Origin of the sequence: Halobacillus aidingensis, assembly GCF_900104185.1 — a bacterium.
GTDB lineage: Bacteria > Bacillota > Bacilli > Bacillales > Halobacillaceae > Halobacillus > Halobacillus aidingensis.
Window position 1 is genome coordinate 51,164 of record NZ_FNIZ01000002.1, and the last position, 14,858, is coordinate 66,021.

At 42.5% G+C, this 14,858-nt stretch carries 21 protein-coding genes; 16 read left to right on the forward strand and 5 right to left on the reverse strand.

The window, feature by feature from the left end:
- The first annotated feature begins 7 nt into the window (after nucleotides 1-7).
- The 10 genes from BLS23_RS01975 (at nucleotide 8) to BLS23_RS02010 (ending at nucleotide 4,779) form a co-directional block, all read left to right on the forward strand.
- Nucleotides 8-304 (forward strand): hypothetical protein, encoded by a 297-nt coding sequence (locus tag BLS23_RS01975; RefSeq protein ID WP_089650849.1) that lies wholly within the window; start codon nucleotides 8-10, stop codon nucleotides 302-304.
- A gap of 22 nt (nucleotides 305-326) precedes the next feature.
- Entirely contained in the window at nucleotides 327-524 is a 198-nt protein-coding gene (locus BLS23_RS01980) for a PspC domain-containing protein (RefSeq protein ID WP_089650850.1), read from the forward strand.
- Between the two features lie 15 nt (nucleotides 525-539).
- On the forward strand, nucleotides 540-695 hold the full coding sequence (locus tag BLS23_RS21620) for a hypothetical protein (RefSeq protein ID WP_167355975.1): 156 nt from the start codon (nucleotides 540-542) through the stop codon (nucleotides 693-695).
- 10 nt (nucleotides 696-705) lie between these two features.
- Complete coding sequence (locus tag BLS23_RS01985) at nucleotides 706-1,461, forward strand: AAA family ATPase (protein ID WP_089650851.1); 756 nt, start codon at nucleotides 706-708, stop codon at nucleotides 1,459-1,461.
- A 15-nt stretch (nucleotides 1,462-1,476) separates the two neighbouring features.
- A complete protein-coding gene (locus BLS23_RS21625) occupies nucleotides 1,477-1,653 on the forward strand; it encodes a hypothetical protein (protein WP_167355976.1) in 177 nt (58 codons plus the stop codon).
- Nucleotides 1,654-1,676: 23 nt separating this feature from the next.
- Complete coding sequence (locus BLS23_RS01990) at nucleotides 1,677-1,940, forward strand: hypothetical protein (protein WP_089650852.1); 264 nt, start codon at nucleotides 1,677-1,679, stop codon at nucleotides 1,938-1,940.
- Nucleotides 1,941-1,987: 47 nt separating this feature from the next.
- Nucleotides 1,988-2,356 carry a cupin domain-containing protein gene (locus BLS23_RS01995; protein WP_089650853.1) on the forward strand — a complete coding sequence of 123 codons (369 nt, stop codon included), beginning with the start codon at nucleotides 1,988-1,990 and terminating at the stop codon, nucleotides 2,354-2,356.
- 278 nt (nucleotides 2,357-2,634) lie between these two features.
- A complete protein-coding gene (locus BLS23_RS02000) occupies nucleotides 2,635-3,546 on the forward strand; it encodes an ABC transporter ATP-binding protein (RefSeq protein ID WP_089650854.1) in 912 nt (303 codons plus the stop codon).
- Nucleotides 3,543-4,283: an ABC transporter permease gene (locus BLS23_RS02005; RefSeq protein ID WP_089650855.1), complete on the forward strand. Its 741-nt coding sequence runs from the start codon at nucleotides 3,543-3,545 to the stop codon at nucleotides 4,281-4,283. Before BLS23_RS02000 ends, BLS23_RS02005 begins: the two co-directional genes overlap by 4 nt.
- Nucleotides 4,284-4,494: 211 nt before the next feature.
- Nucleotides 4,495-4,779, forward strand: a complete 285-nt coding sequence (locus tag BLS23_RS02010) for a hypothetical protein (protein ID WP_089650856.1) — start codon at nucleotides 4,495-4,497, stop codon at nucleotides 4,777-4,779.
- Here the strand turns inward: BLS23_RS02010 and BLS23_RS02015 are convergent.
- Together BLS23_RS02015 and BLS23_RS02020 are read right to left on the reverse strand one after the other, a co-directional pair.
- Nucleotides 4,776-5,441 (reverse strand): potassium channel family protein, encoded by a 666-nt coding sequence (locus BLS23_RS02015; RefSeq protein ID WP_089650857.1) that lies wholly within the window; start codon nucleotides 5,439-5,441, stop codon nucleotides 4,776-4,778. The two genes, BLS23_RS02010 and BLS23_RS02015, sit on opposite strands and share 4 nt — an antisense overlap.
- 16 nt (nucleotides 5,442-5,457) lie before the next feature.
- On the reverse strand, nucleotides 5,458-6,825 hold the full coding sequence (locus BLS23_RS02020; protein WP_089650858.1) for a TrkH family potassium uptake protein: 1,368 nt from the start codon (nucleotides 6,823-6,825) through the stop codon (nucleotides 5,458-5,460).
- A gap of 178 nt (nucleotides 6,826-7,003) precedes the next feature.
- Between BLS23_RS02020 and BLS23_RS02025 the strand changes: the two genes are divergently transcribed.
- The 3 genes from BLS23_RS02025 to BLS23_RS02035 all read left to right on the forward strand — a co-directional run bounded on the left by BLS23_RS02025 (nucleotide 7,004) and on the right by BLS23_RS02035 (nucleotide 8,696).
- On the forward strand, nucleotides 7,004-7,585 hold the full coding sequence (locus tag BLS23_RS02025; protein ID WP_089650859.1) for a hypothetical protein: 582 nt from the start codon (nucleotides 7,004-7,006) through the stop codon (nucleotides 7,583-7,585).
- Nucleotides 7,586-7,588: 3 nt separating this feature from the next.
- On the forward strand, nucleotides 7,589-8,200 hold the full coding sequence (locus tag BLS23_RS02030) for a hypothetical protein (protein WP_089650860.1): 612 nt from the start codon (nucleotides 7,589-7,591) through the stop codon (nucleotides 8,198-8,200).
- Between the two features lie 67 nt (nucleotides 8,201-8,267).
- The gene (locus BLS23_RS02035) at nucleotides 8,268-8,696 is read left to right on the forward strand and encodes a VOC family protein (protein WP_089650861.1); all 429 of its coding nucleotides are present in this window, start codon (nucleotides 8,268-8,270) and stop codon (nucleotides 8,694-8,696) included.
- A 57-nt stretch (nucleotides 8,697-8,753) separates the two neighbouring features.
- Here BLS23_RS02035 and BLS23_RS02040 read toward each other — a convergent pair whose 3' ends face one another.
- Nucleotides 8,754-9,149 (reverse strand): hypothetical protein, encoded by a 396-nt coding sequence (locus tag BLS23_RS02040; RefSeq protein ID WP_089650862.1) that lies wholly within the window; start codon nucleotides 9,147-9,149, stop codon nucleotides 8,754-8,756.
- Between the two features lie 123 nt (nucleotides 9,150-9,272).
- On the opposite strand from BLS23_RS02040, the gene BLS23_RS21630 reads away from it, so the two are divergent.
- Both BLS23_RS21630 and BLS23_RS02045 read left to right on the forward strand, forming a co-directional pair.
- Nucleotides 9,273-9,425 (forward strand): hypothetical protein, encoded by a 153-nt coding sequence (locus tag BLS23_RS21630; protein WP_167355977.1) that lies wholly within the window; start codon nucleotides 9,273-9,275, stop codon nucleotides 9,423-9,425.
- A gap of 196 nt (nucleotides 9,426-9,621) precedes the next feature.
- Nucleotides 9,622-10,065, forward strand: coding sequence for a hypothetical protein (locus tag BLS23_RS02045; protein WP_089650863.1), 444 nt, complete (start codon nucleotides 9,622-9,624; stop codon nucleotides 10,063-10,065).
- A 28-nt stretch (nucleotides 10,066-10,093) separates the two neighbouring features.
- Here the strand turns inward: BLS23_RS02045 and BLS23_RS02050 are convergent, their stop codons facing one another.
- Together BLS23_RS02050 and BLS23_RS02055 are read right to left on the reverse strand one after the other, a co-directional pair.
- Nucleotides 10,094-11,506 (reverse strand): glycoside hydrolase family 18 protein, encoded by a 1,413-nt coding sequence (locus tag BLS23_RS02050; protein ID WP_089650864.1) that lies wholly within the window; start codon nucleotides 11,504-11,506, stop codon nucleotides 10,094-10,096.
- Between the two features lie 588 nt (nucleotides 11,507-12,094).
- Nucleotides 12,095-12,997: a DMT family transporter gene (locus BLS23_RS02055; protein WP_089650865.1), complete on the reverse strand. Its 903-nt coding sequence runs from the start codon at nucleotides 12,995-12,997 to the stop codon at nucleotides 12,095-12,097.
- 592 nt (nucleotides 12,998-13,589) lie between these two features.
- Here BLS23_RS02055 and BLS23_RS02060 point away from each other — a divergent pair.
- Nucleotides 13,590-14,792: an MFS transporter gene (locus tag BLS23_RS02060; RefSeq protein WP_244157032.1), complete on the forward strand. Its 1,203-nt coding sequence runs from the start codon at nucleotides 13,590-13,592 to the stop codon at nucleotides 14,790-14,792.
- The last annotated feature ends 66 nt before the right edge of the window (nucleotides 14,793-14,858 follow it).

Here is a 14,858-nt window from a genome sequence, read left to right on the forward strand (position 1 = left end):
GGGAGTGGTGACCATTCGTCAAAAGATTCATATGACAAATCTGATTTTATTCGTACTTTTATTAGCCTGGGGATTTCTTCTTTATTTCGGTACTCACTTCGTAGAACAGGATGATCCGTATGTAGGTGAAAACCTTAGTATTCTACTGGTCTATGTGATCTGGGGACTCGGATATTTCATTCAGTTGAAACAACCTACGATGAAACGTGTGGTAGCGGTACTACTATTATCTTTAGGGTTTCAAGTATTGTATTTTTTCAGTATGTACTACGTAATCACATTTTTTGAGTGGATCTTTGAATAATGATGAAGGAGGAGAGACGAATTTGAAGAAATTATATCGCTCTACAAATGACAGCCAATTGTCTGGAGTTCTCGGCGGTCTAAGTGAAACGTATAACATTGACGTAAGCATCCTGAGGATTATTGTGGTGGTATCTGGATTTTTCACAGGAGGATTGACGTGGCTTATTTACATTATAGCCGCGATGGTCATGCCGACCGATCGACAGCTTAGGAAGTAAAAGGAGAAGCATGATGTGATGAAATTTATCTTATATGCAAGCATGATTCTTGCAAACATAAGAGTTGTTCATGAATCAACGGAAAACATGATTCTTATGTTCTTCGTTTCTGCGGGAGCCATCATCATCTTAAAAGCATTGATCAAAAATAGGCAAAACATTTATTTTTAGAGGTGGTAGAATGACAAAACTAAATAGCCATACCCAGTATATTCGTTCCATTGAATTAAAGAGTGAAAAAATACAGTCCTACAGGAATTTCCCACTCAATCTCCCCGTGATTCGAAATTTTGAACGGTTACAACTACATCCGAATGTCACCTATCTCATCGGTGAAAACGGGATGGGGAAATCGACCTTGCTTGAAGGGATGGCGATTGCGCTCGGTTTTAATCCGGAGGGCGGGACACTTAACTTCAATTTTTCCAGCTATGACTCCCACTCGAATTTAGATGAATATCTCCGTCTCGCCAAAGGAGTGCATAGACCGAAGGATTCCTTCTTCTTCCGAGCTGAAAGTTTTTATAATGTCGCGACGAACATTGAAGAACTGGATAGAGAGATAGGTGGAAGGAAGATCATCGATTCGTTCGGAGGAAAATCGCTGCATGAGCAGTCACATGGCGAATCTTTTTTTGCAGCGTTCACCGAGCGCTTCCAAGGAAAAGGATTATACATTCTCGATGAGCCGGAAGCTGCTCTTTCTCCTCTACGGCAAATGTCGATGCTTCGAAGAATTCATGACCTTGTTGTTGAAGGCTCCCAGTTTATTATCTCCACACACTCTCCGTTGTTGATGGCCTATCCTGATGCAAAAATCATGGAGTTGACGGAAAACGGAATGAAGGAGACCTCGCTTGAAGCGACGAACCACTACACCATCATGAAGCAGTTTTTTGATGATAAAGATCGTTTGTTTCATCATTTATTTCAATAATAAGGGGGATTAGTTATGGATTTAGCTTTACTATTTGGCGTTCTCTTGACATTACTGCCGCTTGTGACGATTAAAAAAGTGAAGGAAGAAACGTTATTTCAGAGAGTGATCCATATCGGTTGTCTTCTTGTAGGCATTCTGCTTCTAATCGGATTTTCCATTCAGTTTACGGCTTATATGGAAAATTATTAAGAAAGAAGAAAGGATTGATTTTGGTGAAAATACTTCTCTCAAGCTTGTTTCTTCTAGGGCTCTTTGTATCGGTGGCTGTATTTGTACATAAGCGTAAGAAGGCAGGAGTGAAGGGATGGAAAACAGCCCTCACGTCTATCTGCTTCTACGCCATTGCTGTACTGAACCTTGTGGCTTACTGGTTGGATGGTCTTGGCATCATTAGTTGGGTCCTCACGATTTTCCTCCTCATGTTAGGCGCGTATTATACGAGGTATATGCCGGCGGCTTCCCAATCGTCTGGATGAACTCATAAGAAGCTTATTCATTCATCAAACTTGATCAGGAGGTAAACATGGATATTTACTCATTTAAAAAAGAAACGGGTAAAAAGGTTGAAAAGTTCCAATCGGATTTCATCATGTCACGCATAACCAAGACTCAAAAAGACGTTCATATCGGATGCATGCATTTAGAAGAACATGGAGTGATCGGTTACCATCAAGCTGTCGTTCCTCAGCTATTGCTTGTGGTCGAAGGAGAAGGGATGGTCAAAGGTGAAGAGAAGAGGGTTACTCCTGTAAGTAGTGGGGATGCCGTCTATTGGGAAAAAGGCGAGTGGCATGAAACGAAAACGGAAGCCGGTTTGACAGCGATTGTCATTGAAAGTGAAGAGTTGGATGTTTCTGCTTTATCAACCATATCAAAACCCCATAGTGGATAATAAAAACTAAAATACATACCGAATGGGATGGGGGTACTTTTATTAAAAGATTCTTTAAGTCCTGGATTGGCTGGATGGTCGGTGTTCTTGCAGGAATATTCATTATAAGTCTATGGAATGGTGGGAACTTAGACTGGAGTCTTTTCATTAATCTGGGGATCGGCGGCCTCATTGGTACCCTAATAGGACTTGGAATAAAGAAAACTTTTAAAAAAGAGGAAAAATAACTCTGCACACGAACATACATATATAAAGCTTAGCAGAAGGGAGCGGTCATCATCGAACACGTCATCCAGGTTGAAAACTTATCCAAGTCGTTCGGCACCACTCAAGCGGTTAAGAACCTTTCATTTACGGTAAGAAAAGGAGAAATCTTCGGCATCATCGGCCCGAATGGAGCAGGAAAAACGACGACCCTTGAGATTTTAGAAGGGATTCAGAAACCAACGTCAGGTGAAGTGGAAGTACTTGGGCTGAATCCTGAGAAACAACTGCGCGAACTGAATCGAAGGATTGGGGTGCAGTTCCAGGCTACCTCTATTCAGAAGAAGATGAAGGTGAAAGAAGCGCTGGATTTATTTTCAAGCTTTTATAAAGGAAAAACACAAAAGGATCAATTGATTGATATGCTCGGTCTTGGTGAGAAACTTAATGTCCATTTCGAAGATCTTTCTGGTGGTTGGAAACAGCGGGTCACCCTTGCTTTGGCTACGCTGCACCAGCCTGAACTGTTGTTTCTGGATGAACCGAGTATGGGCCTCGATCCACATGCAAGACGCGAAATGTGGGGGATGATCCGCACCTTAAGAGATAATGGCAGCACGATCGTTGTGACAACCCATTACATGGAGGAAGCGGAAAAGCTTTGCGATCGTGTTGCGATGATCTATAGCGGGGAGCTGAAGGCATTGAACAATCCGGATGCTCTACTGGATGATGTGGCGACCCATTATATCGGGTTTGAAAGTGAACGAATGTCCTATGAGTACCTGTTAACGCTGAGTGATGTGGTTCGGGTGGAAAAAGACGAAGCCGATTTCAAAGTGTTCAGTGAGGACCTCCAACATACCGCTTATCAAATTTTCACATACTGCCATGAAGAGAATATCGAATTGAAGAACTTCAAATTTGATCGAGGATCGCTGGATGACTTGTTCGTTCAATATTTAGAAAAGGAGAAAACTGGATGAATACCGTTGTAAAACTAGCAAACTTGGAAACGAAAATGTTTTTCCGTGATCGTCTCAGTGTTTTCTGGACGTTCCTATTTCCAGTTGTGATGATCTGGTTGTTCGGTTCGATGTTCAGCGGCGACATGGCTGGTCCTTTTACCTTTGCTGAAGTCTTCATCCCGTCTTGGATCGGTGTCAATATTGTCACCACTTCGTTTTTCACTTTAGGTACCGTTCTCGCAGGTTACCGTGAAACCGGTGTACTCCGCAGGTATCAATCGACTCCCCTTCAACCGTGGAAGATCCTCGCCGCTCACACGATGCAGGGAACAGTAATCTTCATCATTTCTGCCCTATTGCTTATGATTTTCGGAATGGTCATGTACGACCTTCAGCCCCCGATGTATATCGGGAGTACGCTTTTGGCTCTATTCATCAGCATTCTTGCGTTTTTCCCTTTTGCGCTGTTCGTTACTTCTCTGGCTAAAAACACTCAGTCGGCAGCAGCCATCAGTTCGCTTTTTCTAAACTTGATGCTTTTTCTATCTGGTGCCACCTTTCCGCTGGAGATGATGCCAACGATTCTTCAGTACGTAGCGAAAGTTTTGCCTTTGTATTATGTCATTCAGTTGCTGCGTGGAACTTGGAATGAGGCTCCGATCTCTGAATTCGGCTTTGAAGTCGGGATCCTACTAGCAATTGCAGTCGTTTCGATTGTGCTAGCTTCCCGTTACTTCAAGTGGAGTGACAAGTAATAGACTCAAGGTGAAGAGGAGCGTGAATAAAAAAAACCAAATGAGGTCTAAGATAATCAAAGAAATACCGAAATAAGCCAATAGCAAGAGCATATCAAATCGATCCATAACCTAACTATAATCAAAGCCTATAAAAGAATGGATCCATTCAGAAACTGTTGCAAAGAAGATTCAAGAAGCGTTTGGTTTGTAATATTGGAGGAAATGTTTGATGAAAAGCATCATTCCGTTTTTGTTTGGTCACCCTTACAGGAAATCAAAGCTTATGACTTTGTATTATTGGATGGCCGTTTGGATGTACATAATCGCTGCTGTCTTTTTGTTGACCGCAGCTATTTTAACTGGTGACGGAGAATTTTGGCTCAGTTTCATTATGGTTCTTGTTATGTTTCCAATTATGTTCCGCCTTGTTTACGGAGTGGTCACACGCATCACTCAAGCGATATTCAATCATGAAAAAAAGCAGCAGCTGTCAGACAGCTGCTGCTTTTATTAATCCTCGACGACGAGGTTTTTTTCGAAACGGTTGACGTCTTTATCGGCTCCGATGACAATCAGAATGTCGCTGGCATTCACTTGTTCGGTAGCCATTGGGGAGACGATGACATCTTTTCCGCGTTTGATCGCTACGATGTTACACCCGTACTGGGCGCGGATATCTAAATCGATCAACGTCTTTCCACTCATCTTCCTTCCTGCTTTTACCTCGACGACGCTGTGGTCATCCGATAGCTCGATATAATCAAGAATATTATCAGATATGATGTGATGAGCGATACGTTTTCCCATATCTCTTTCTGGGTGGACGACTTGGTCGGCCCCGATTTTGTTCAATATTTTTTCGTGGTAATCGTTCTGGGCTTTGACGGTGATCATGCTTATGCCCATCTCTTTTAAAATTAATGTCGTCAGCATGCTTGCTTGGATGTTATCACCGATCGCTACGATGACGTGATCAATATTCCTGAACCCCAACTCTTTGAGTACGAGTTCATCGGTAGAATCAGCCATGACAGCGTGAGAGACGATGTCCCGGTATTCATTGACTTTGTTTTCATCAAGGTCTAAAGCAAGCACTTCCATGCCTTCGCGGCTCAGTTCCCTGCAAATACTCCCGCCGAAACGGCCGAGTCCTACAACAGCAAATGTTTTCTTCATCGTTGGTTTCCTCCTGTTAGCCGATAATCATCGGTTCTTTCGGATAATGATATTTGTCTTTGATGCCTTTCCCTCTAATGATGAACAAGAAGGAAAAAATGCCGATCCTTCCGATAAACATGAGAGTGATGATAATGATTTTACCGGCTGTATGCAAGTCAGGGGTGATGCCCATCGACAGCCCGGTCGTACCAAATGCCGAACACGCTTCAAATAAAATCTGCATCAAAGAAAACTGCGGTTCGAAATAATTCAATAAAATCACCGCGATGCCTGTAATCGCAATGGCTGTATTAATGACGATGAACGAACGGAAGATATCATCCGGATCGATTTCACGCCTGAATACACGCACATGACTTTTCCCTCGAGCGTATGAGATGACGCTTAACAAACTAATCGCAAAGGTTGTCGTCCTAATTCCTCCTCCTACACTACTTGGAGACGCGCCTATGAACATGAGGATACAAATGACGAGCAAAGTCGGTACGCTGAATTCCGCCACATCCATAGTCGCAAGTCCACCGTTCCGTGTGGTTACGGATTGGAAGAGGGAGAAAAAAAGAGCCTCATGCCAGGACTTGTCTGCGAAAAAATGATTTCTGTCCAATATATAAATAAGAACCGTCCCCACCACCACAAGGGCCCCAAATGTGACGGATGTCAATTTAGCAAACAGTGAAAAGTGGATGACGTTTTTCTGTTGATGAGTGAGGTAATCTTTAATTTCAATAAGAACAGGAAAACCAATCGCACCAAGAGTCAATAAAAGCATGTTAATGAATTGGACGAAATAATCATTTTCAAACATCACGAGAGAAACACCAGTGATATCAAAGCCTGCATTTGTAGTTGCACTGACGGAGGCGAACATTCCTTGGACAACAGCTTCCCCTATTGTAGGGAAGTATTGAGTAAAGTAAATGCTTAAAATGATTGCACCTACTATTTCAATCAAAAGAATAATCAATAGGATTTGCTTGATCAGTTTGACCATTCCTGCAAACGTAGAGCGGTTCTGGTCTGTTTTAATGAGTTGTCTTCTTTTCAAACCAATTTTTTTTCCGAGCATCAGCCAGATGAACGTTCCCAGCGTCATAACGCCGATGCCTCCGAACTGGAGGATAAACATGAGGACAAAATATCCCGGTGTATTGAACGTGTCAGCAGTTGATACAACAGTAAGCCCTGTCACGCTGACGGCACTTACAGCAGTGAACAAAGAATCAATAAAACTGAGTTCTACTCCTTCTTTATGTAGAAATGGAAGGCTTACGAGAATCGTTGAAACGATAACAGCGGAAGCGTAGAACAATACGATCACCTGAAAAGGAGTCAAACGGTCAAAGTATTGATTGAATTTAGTTTTTAGGGTCTTGATCATATATAAATACTCCTTCAGGTAAGGATATCAATTTATATATGGATTTTATATCTTCTTTCTTCATTTTACAACTCCTTTCACCATTTATAGGATAATAAAAGGATTGGATATAATTTACATAAAATAAAGAAAGTGGGACAATGAATATAACAGTTTTTAACTGGAAGGGGGGAGCCTTTTGGAAAGCCGGTCTTTTCATCCACTGCTGTTGTTTTGTATGATTCTTATTTTAATGCCCGATACAGCTTATGGCGCGATGGATCCTGAAGAAGTGGAAGGGATTAAGAGGGAAGCTCCTCTGCATGTCATCGGAAGTGTGGAGAGCGATGTACTCGTGAAAGACTTATCTACAGATAACTCTCCTAAGCAATTAAGAAAAATGCGCTTGAGCGTGCAGGAATATAGGAAGGCTCCCGGTACAATAAATCGCGAGCGTTCCATAGAAGTGTTTTACACGTACATTCCCTCATGGGTCGCCATGGCAGGCGGAAGTAAGATGGATATATATGAAGGAGACGAAATTGAACTCTGGTTGGATAAAGGGGAATACGGGTGGGAGCCTGCAGCGGCAGGAAATACGGTTGAGCATTTGAGTTATGTGGAAGATCGTAAAGAGCCGATCCCAGAACCTAAGACGCATGCAGCCAAAGAGACGTTCAATGAAAACTTAGGGGTGTTGGTCATGGGTGGATTTGTGATCGCACTTCTCTTTTTTATATTCCTGAGTCGTCGCTGGGTCACCCCTAAAGAAAGGAGGTGAAGCATGAAAAAGGTCTTTATCCTTGTCGTTTTGTTCATCTTATCCGGCTGTGCGGTGGCCGGGGGAACGGATCCCTCTATTAAAGCGAATCCTGAATCGGATTATGAAAAGACCTACAAGGATCTAGGAATAGGTCAAATCCACGATTTTGAATTCACGCTCCCAAAAGCAGGTGAACGATGGGTAAGAGTCTGGGTGGAAGGCTATCACGATGGTAAGAAAATAGAAGAACCATTAGTTGAAATTTCCTATGGGAAAAATCCAGATCAAACTGAAAAAGGGCAGATGGGAATCGGAATCATTAGAGACGGGGGAGATGGGGCGTTGCTGCACTTGTATGCTCCAGGTGTATCTTTAATGCCAAGGGAGAGTCCGCTTCCTCTGAATGACCCGGGAATCAGTACATGGGAATATGCCATTGGGGAAGAAGGAATAAAGCTTGCATTAGGCGAAGAAGTCTTATTGGGAGCTTATCGTCAGTCATCTTCAGGTACGATGGAAGCTTTTGATTTGCAGAATGCGGCACAAGTAAAGCGTATGATCAAGCAAGATACGACGGTGCTTTTACTGAAAATCAAGGTTGGAAATGATCAAGAGCAGCAGGGAAATACATAAGGACGTTTGCTTCGTCTGAGGTTTACTGTATGTGGTTTTATGTGTGAAAAAAAAGGAGGAGTTAAGCATGTTTCAATTGGGGAGTGTGTTTGTCCCGGTGACAAACCTTGAGAAATCGAAAAGATGGTATGAGGAACACTTGGATGTACAGGAAATCGACTCATGGGAAGGGGGCGCGGGGTTTTTCTTTCCTCAAGGCTCCGTGCAGTTCGGACTGATTGAAGTTTCCCATCCACAGCCTACAGAATTCGAAATAAACAAGAGCGAAAAGAATAGTTATTTCAATTTTGTTGTCAATGATATCAAAGCCGCTTTCAAGAGGTTGAATGATGCAGGGGTTGAGACGACGGACATTCAAGAGTTTGGTGGGATGAAGCATTTTGACTTTTTTGATCCCGATCAAAATGTGTTCAGTGTAGTGGATGAGGACTTGAATTCTCCTTTTCACAAAGAGAATGTTAGGAAAGAGCAGGAGACTTTACGAAATAAGGAATAATGAGATTCTGAATCTGAAGCAACTGAAGAAACGTCTAGAGAAAACTCTCTAGACGTTTTATTTGGACAACACGAGTTTTTCCTGTTTATCTTCCCATTGTAAGGTGATCGTCATATCACTTTTGAGTGCGATGCGACAATCATTACATTTCGACTCCAGGTATAGTTGTTGGCCGGATAGCCGCTTCGTTCCTTTCCAGTGGATCTCTTTCCCTCCCCACGTGGATTCTGTGTCCACTGTGTAGGTAACAGGGAGGTCGTCAATATCCGAATCACCCGTGTATGTAAGGATGAGTTCTCTGAACATGGTTCCGTTTTCTTCATCACCTACATATTGACCTGACCAACTTTTGGACTGTCCTGTGAGTGATTTCGCTCCCGAGCTGTACCATATAAACAGGCCGGCAAAGGAAAGTAGAATCAAGGAAATGACGAGTCCTTCTTTTTTATTCATGAGATCCTCCTGGTTTTTGTATGGCTATTATTTTACTATAATCCCTTGATGGGAAAAAGGCCTCCTTTTTTATGAAACTTATAAAATTCCGCACCGTAAAAGAATGAGAAGGAGGGTGAACAAGTGGCTGTTTTCATAAGTTTGATCATCATTCTTTCCTTGTGGTCAATCACAAAAACGTTGGAAAGAATGACGAAGCGGATAACAGATAAGCAAGATGAGCAAATTGTACATTTACAAGAAATCAAGGAATTGCTCGCTGAGAAGAAAGAGTAAGGAGGTTCATTTTGAATAAGACGTGGCGATTCCGCTTGGCTTTTTTATTTCTACTATGTTTGTTCATTAAGTGGGAGAAAAAATAATAACGAACAATTCAACGTTGCTTGCGCAAGAAGATAGTCTCTAAATAAGGCCAGGAGGTCGTGGTAAAAAAGCTGGGTGGCGGAAACAGGGAGAAGGGAGGGATAGACCATTGAAAAGATCCAATAGAATCGCAAAGCTATTGACTTATTGTGCGTTTGGGATCATGGGCCTTGGAGTGATTGCGTTCTTTGTCATTATTCTAGACCACAGGTTTGGGACAGGGGTTCAGGGGATTAGTGTTTTAACCAGAAGCCTCGTGATGGGGGTTCTGTTTTTAGGTTTTGCGGAAGCTGTCCATTTATTGCAGGGGATTCATGATCAAGGTACGGATCATGAAGCTGAAGAGTATAATTTTACATATGAAAAGGAAGTGGATGACATTTCTAAGGTAGACCCTGAGGACGAACGTGAAATCCACGCATTTTTCAAAGAACGAGATCAAAAGGTGGGGGAGATCCATCCCACGGATGAGCCGTTCATTTATATCGTAGATGTGGACGGGAGAAAGAGAAAAGTAGAAGCGGGTGGATTTACTTTGAAAATACTAGAGTAAAAAGAAGGCCTCCATAAGAAAGGAGGCTTCACATTTTTTTCACTTTAAAATTGCGCTGAAGGACCGGCCAATTTTGTGGGAAGGGGCTCCCTAGAACCCAGTAGCTTGCGCCTCTCAGACCGTACTCTTCGAGCGTATCATATTTAGCCTGCACACTCCTTGCGTCTTCAAACCAAACTTCATGCTCCTGCCCACTTTCATCGGTATATCGGAAAAAAGGCGATTGATATTCTTCATTGTATTGGATGGGAACCCCGTATTTTGCAGCGAGTTGGATCGCTTCCTGTGGGTTGACCGTTCGGGCGTATGTGCCCTGCACCCATGGGATTTCCCATTCACGTCCATACAAAGGCATTCCCATCAGAATTTTATCACGAGGAATGACGGTGACGGCGTAATCGAGCACTTCACGGACCTTGTTGATTGGTGCGATGGCCCACGGTCTTCCTCCTGACCAGCCCCATTCATATGTCATGAGCACAACGAAATCAACAATGTCCCCATGGGCTTCATAATCATGGGCCTCATAGAGCAGTCCTTGCTGATCTTCGCGTACTTTTGGCGCGAGGGCGGTGGAGACGCTGAAACCTTCCGGACGCAAACGGCCGACGACTTTTCTAAGGAAAGCATTGTAATTTTCTTTATCTTCCGGATACACATATTCAAAGTCGAAGTTTACTCCTGAATAGCCTTTCGCACGCATCTGTTCCAATAGGTTTTCGATAAAGGTATCCTGAATCCCAGGGTTTCGTAAAAAAGTGGCTGCAAGATCTGAATCGAAGCTGCCTCCGACGAAATTAGTGACCACCAGCAACGGGGATATGTTTTGGGCAGCGGCCGCCTGTAAAACCGCTGCGTCATCCAAATCTGTCAGGTTTCCATCTGTCTGGATGGTGCGTGTGAAAGGAGAGAGATAGGTGAAATGGCTGCCGAGAGTGTTTACTTCCCTTGCTCCTTCTGCATTCGTTCTCGTGATGTAAGCGTTGATTTCTTTCACAGGACGAAGAGGGGAAGGGATGGCGAGTGTCATACCGACAGAAATGAGCGATGGGTTCTCAATGCCATTTGCTTCCGCAATCTCAGAAACAGATACGCCAAACTGGTTGGCGATTTTCCAGAGGCTGTCGCCTGCCTGTACCGTATAGTTCGTAAAAGGAAGAAGGAGCATTTGCCCGACAAAAATGAGCGCTGGATTCGCGATGTTGTTTTTCTCAGCAAGGTCCTGTACACGAACACCGTAGCGGTTCGCAATGTTCCATAGATTGTCTCCTGGCTGGACGACATATTCTTTATTCGGCTCGGGGATGACGAGCGCCTGACCGATCACGACCACATCTGGATTGTTCAGTTGGTTCAAAAGTATGATTTGATTGATATCGGCTCCATATCGCTGGGCGATTTTCCATAGGGTGTCACCATTTTCTACAGCGTGTATGATCATTTCGCCCCTCCTTTTTGTGCTTTTTTATGAAGATATGCAAGGGGCGCTTGTCCGTATGTATAAGCACTCACAGGTGGAGAGCTGGTTTCAGTGGTCTTCTGACATTGAATCATATTTCTTAGGAGAGGTTTTCTTTTGCGAAGGATAAGTGGGTAGTTAATCGGATTTATTTCGAAATTGAGTTTTTAAGAATCGGGCAGTATTCTGGAAGACTCAGTTTCGAGAAAATAGATAGTATTGAAGCTGAATTGGGTGATGATATAGCCCATAAACAAAATATCGAAGGTTATCCTAAAACTAGCAGAGGGAAATTGCCATTACCAACAGGTTAAAAAAAGTTATAGCGTACAAATACTAATGGCATTTGTTACGGTTATTTACATCTCTATCATTGTTTTATTCCTTGGTACACTGAGTGTAGAAATTAGGTTCACATTGCTGGGTATGGGTATGATATCGATATTGGCAAACATGAAAAAGGCTATATCTATTTACATACATACTGAATCTTCAAGATAAGGCGCGCTAGTTGTACGGTAGCTACCGCTTATTGAGCTAACGGATCAGGGATGTGGAAGAACGTGTATATTATACCGCTTTCGTTTCCCTTTCCCTTTGAGGGTGAGGAGGCTTCTTCACGCTAAGTACGATAACCGTAAACAGGATGAGCACCATTCCAATAAGTTGAATGAGGGTCAAGTGGTCTCCGATTAGCAGAAAGCCAAATAATGAAGCGGTAACAGGCTCAACCATAGCGACCATTGAAGCTGTCGTTGGAGCCGTCCACTGAATGCCGATTACATAGAAGATGAACGAAATCCCAGCACCCAATATCCCCAATAAAAGAAACCAGCCTATGTCGTTTGAGGTCATCACTCTAGCGACTTCACCCATGTCCGCGATAAGCAAAAGGATAAGACAGAATGAGAAGAATGCGGTGGTTAAAGTGGTTTGTGGCTTGCCGATGGAAGAGGCGTTTTTAAATCCGAAGATAAATAATGCATAGGAAAGGCCAGCAGCAAGCCCGAATGCCACCCCTAGAATACCCACGGATATCGAATCGGTGTTGTAAGCACCTGTAAGCAGAATAATCCCCATAAGCACTCCTAATATGCATCCCCATTTAAACCAAGTCGAACGTTCAATTCGTAATAAAAAAGAGATGACAAGGACGAAAACCGGTGCTGTGTACATTAAAGTAGAAGCAACAGCCACACTTGAAGCCTGGATGGTAAGAAAATAAAAAGTGAAATTCCCGGCCACACCTACGCCAGCCAATAAGGACCATATGTATATTGGAGTGGAGGAGCTCCAGTTTTGTTTAATGCTTAAAAGAAACCATACAAAAAAACATACAAAGCCAACAGCCCCACGATAGAGTGAGATCACAATAGGATCCCACCCCTTATTCATTAAGATATCTGCAATTCCTCCACTAACTCCCCAGCATATAGCTGCAAGAATAACTAAGCTTACACCTACAGATCTCATCTTTTGTATGCCTCCTTAAAATAGTGATGATGCAACTTTTAATCCCTTGGTTAAAATTTAAAAGGGCTTAATAATGACGGAAGTTCAAGAGCCGAAACATTTTCTGTTCGTTGCTAATCAAATATATTTATAAAGAGGCATAAAAGAGTTCCTATAGATTTAACGTTCAACATCAATGGGAAATGATAGTTTCATAGAATACGGAGCTTTGCGTGCAGAGGTTCATGATAAAACCATAAAAGATGAGACTGATAGAAGTATAACGAGAAGACTGCTTCCTTTTAGAAAGATCAATCCATACTAGCATCCTCATACACTTTTGTTTGGTAATCATTAACAAATGTTCCCTAATTTTAGCAGGTCATTTACCTGTTATACAAGTGGAAAAATAAAAAATATACAATTTTTCAGGAGATTCATCTTCAGACCAGGAGTACGGAAGCTTGCTGAACGGAGGTGTACTTTTTTTAGTTATGAAGGTTTTGTGACAACTATTCATATCCGCAGGTTATTTCCAATTTTTGTAGAAGGAATTCTTAAGCGGGGTGTTATTATTAGTCAACCAAGCTTCTCCCAAAAGAAGAATTCGTTTTTGCTACTGTTTGGATTGGGCATATCTACTCTAGGGGACTTTATTTATCTCGTTGCCATAAATGTTTTAGTTTTAAAACTAACAGGGTCAGCTGCTGCAGTAGCTGGATTATGGATTATCGGACCGATCGCTTCGATGGTCACGAAATTTTGGTCTGGAAGTATGATCGATCGTTTGAACATTCGAAGAATAATGATTGGCACAGACCTCATTCGTGCAGTTTTAGTTGCGATCATTCCTTTCTTCAACTTGATTTGGCCGATCTATGTGTGCCTATTTTTCCTCTCCATTTCAAAAGCGTTCTTTGAACCGGCAGCCATTACCTATATTACAAATGTTGTTCCTGAGAAGGGGCGGAAACAATTCAATTCTTTTAGAAGTTTGATTACTTCAAGTGCCTTTTTGATCGGCCCGGCTGTCTCTGGAGCACTACTGCTCATAACCACTGTACATATATCCATTTGGCTGAATGCTTTTTCTTTTGTTGTTTCTGGTATTATGATGTATTTATTACCAAACGTGAAGACGGAGGATGAACAAACTGTACATAAATTTAGTTTGACCATGTTGAGAAGCGATTGGAAAGAAGTGTTTAGCTTCAGTCAGAGCAACCTCTTTGTTGTAAAAGTGTACTTCTTAGCTCAACTATTTATGATTGTTGCCCTTGGCATGGATGCTCAAGAGGTGGTCTTTACTCAACAGGTATTACACCTATCTGAAACAGACTACGGCTTGCTCATAAGTCTTACAGGAGTAGGTTCTATTTTAGGAGCGGCCACTGTTTCGCTTGTGGCTGAAAAATTGTCTATAAAAGCTCTAATGACAAGCGGGTATTTGCTGGTATCGGTTGGCTATTTAGTCTATGCTTTTTCCGTATCATTCTGGACCGTAGCCATTGGATTTATGGTGTTAGGATTTTTCAACTCCTTTTCTGGTACTGGGTTTATGACTTTTTATCAAAATAACGTTCCGGTGAAAATGATGGGGAGGATCTCCAGCATATACGGAATCTTTCAAAGTGTCCTTCAAGTCATCTTTATTTTATTGATTGGTTTTACAGGTGATATCATTCCAGTTCGGTACAGTATTGTTGCTGCTTCGATGTTATTGCTGGTGCTGAGCTTTTGGCAGATCAAGTTGGTTCTTATGCCAAGCAAAGCCGGGTACTTCGAAGAGGAGGAAGAATTCAGAAGTACCTCTTAGGAAGGTAAGAGAGGAAATCGGGGAAGGTGGGGGCAGTCATTTCAGCAGTAGGTCTCCCCCGGAATT

What these genes read in the sequence shown, in the direction of transcription:
- BLS23_RS01985 (WP_089650851.1), top strand. Translation starts at nt 706, where the DNA reads ATGACAAAACTAAATAGCCATACCCAGTATATTCGTTCCATTGAATTA.
- BLS23_RS21625 (WP_167355976.1), top strand. Translation starts at nt 1,477, where the DNA reads ATGGATTTAGCTTTACTATTTGGCGTTCTCTTGACATTACTGCCGCTT.
- BLS23_RS01995 (WP_089650853.1), top strand. Translation starts at nt 1,988, where the DNA reads ATGGATATTTACTCATTTAAAAAAGAAACGGGTAAAAAGGTTGAAAAG.
- BLS23_RS02005 (WP_089650855.1), top strand. Translation starts at nt 3,543, where the DNA reads ATGAATACCGTTGTAAAACTAGCAAACTTGGAAACGAAAATGTTTTTC.
- BLS23_RS02010 (WP_089650856.1), top strand. Translation starts at nt 4,495, where the DNA reads ATGAAAAGCATCATTCCGTTTTTGTTTGGTCACCCTTACAGGAAATCA.
- BLS23_RS02015 (WP_089650857.1), bottom strand. Translation starts at nt 5,441, where the DNA reads ATGAAGAAAACATTTGCTGTTGTAGGACTCGGCCGTTTCGGCGGGAGT.
- BLS23_RS02020 (WP_089650858.1), bottom strand. Translation starts at nt 6,825, where the DNA reads ATGATCAAGACCCTAAAAACTAAATTCAATCAATACTTTGACCGTTTG.
- BLS23_RS02030 (WP_089650860.1), top strand. Translation starts at nt 7,589, where the DNA reads ATGAAAAAGGTCTTTATCCTTGTCGTTTTGTTCATCTTATCCGGCTGT.
- BLS23_RS02035 (WP_089650861.1), top strand. Translation starts at nt 8,268, where the DNA reads ATGTTTCAATTGGGGAGTGTGTTTGTCCCGGTGACAAACCTTGAGAAA.
- BLS23_RS02040 (WP_089650862.1), bottom strand. Translation starts at nt 9,149, where the DNA reads ATGAATAAAAAAGAAGGACTCGTCATTTCCTTGATTCTACTTTCCTTT.
- BLS23_RS02050 (WP_089650864.1), bottom strand. Translation starts at nt 11,506, where the DNA reads ATGATCATACACGCTGTAGAAAATGGTGACACCCTATGGAAAATCGCC.
- BLS23_RS02055 (WP_089650865.1), bottom strand. Translation starts at nt 12,997, where the DNA reads ATGAGATCTGTAGGTGTAAGCTTAGTTATTCTTGCAGCTATATGCTGG.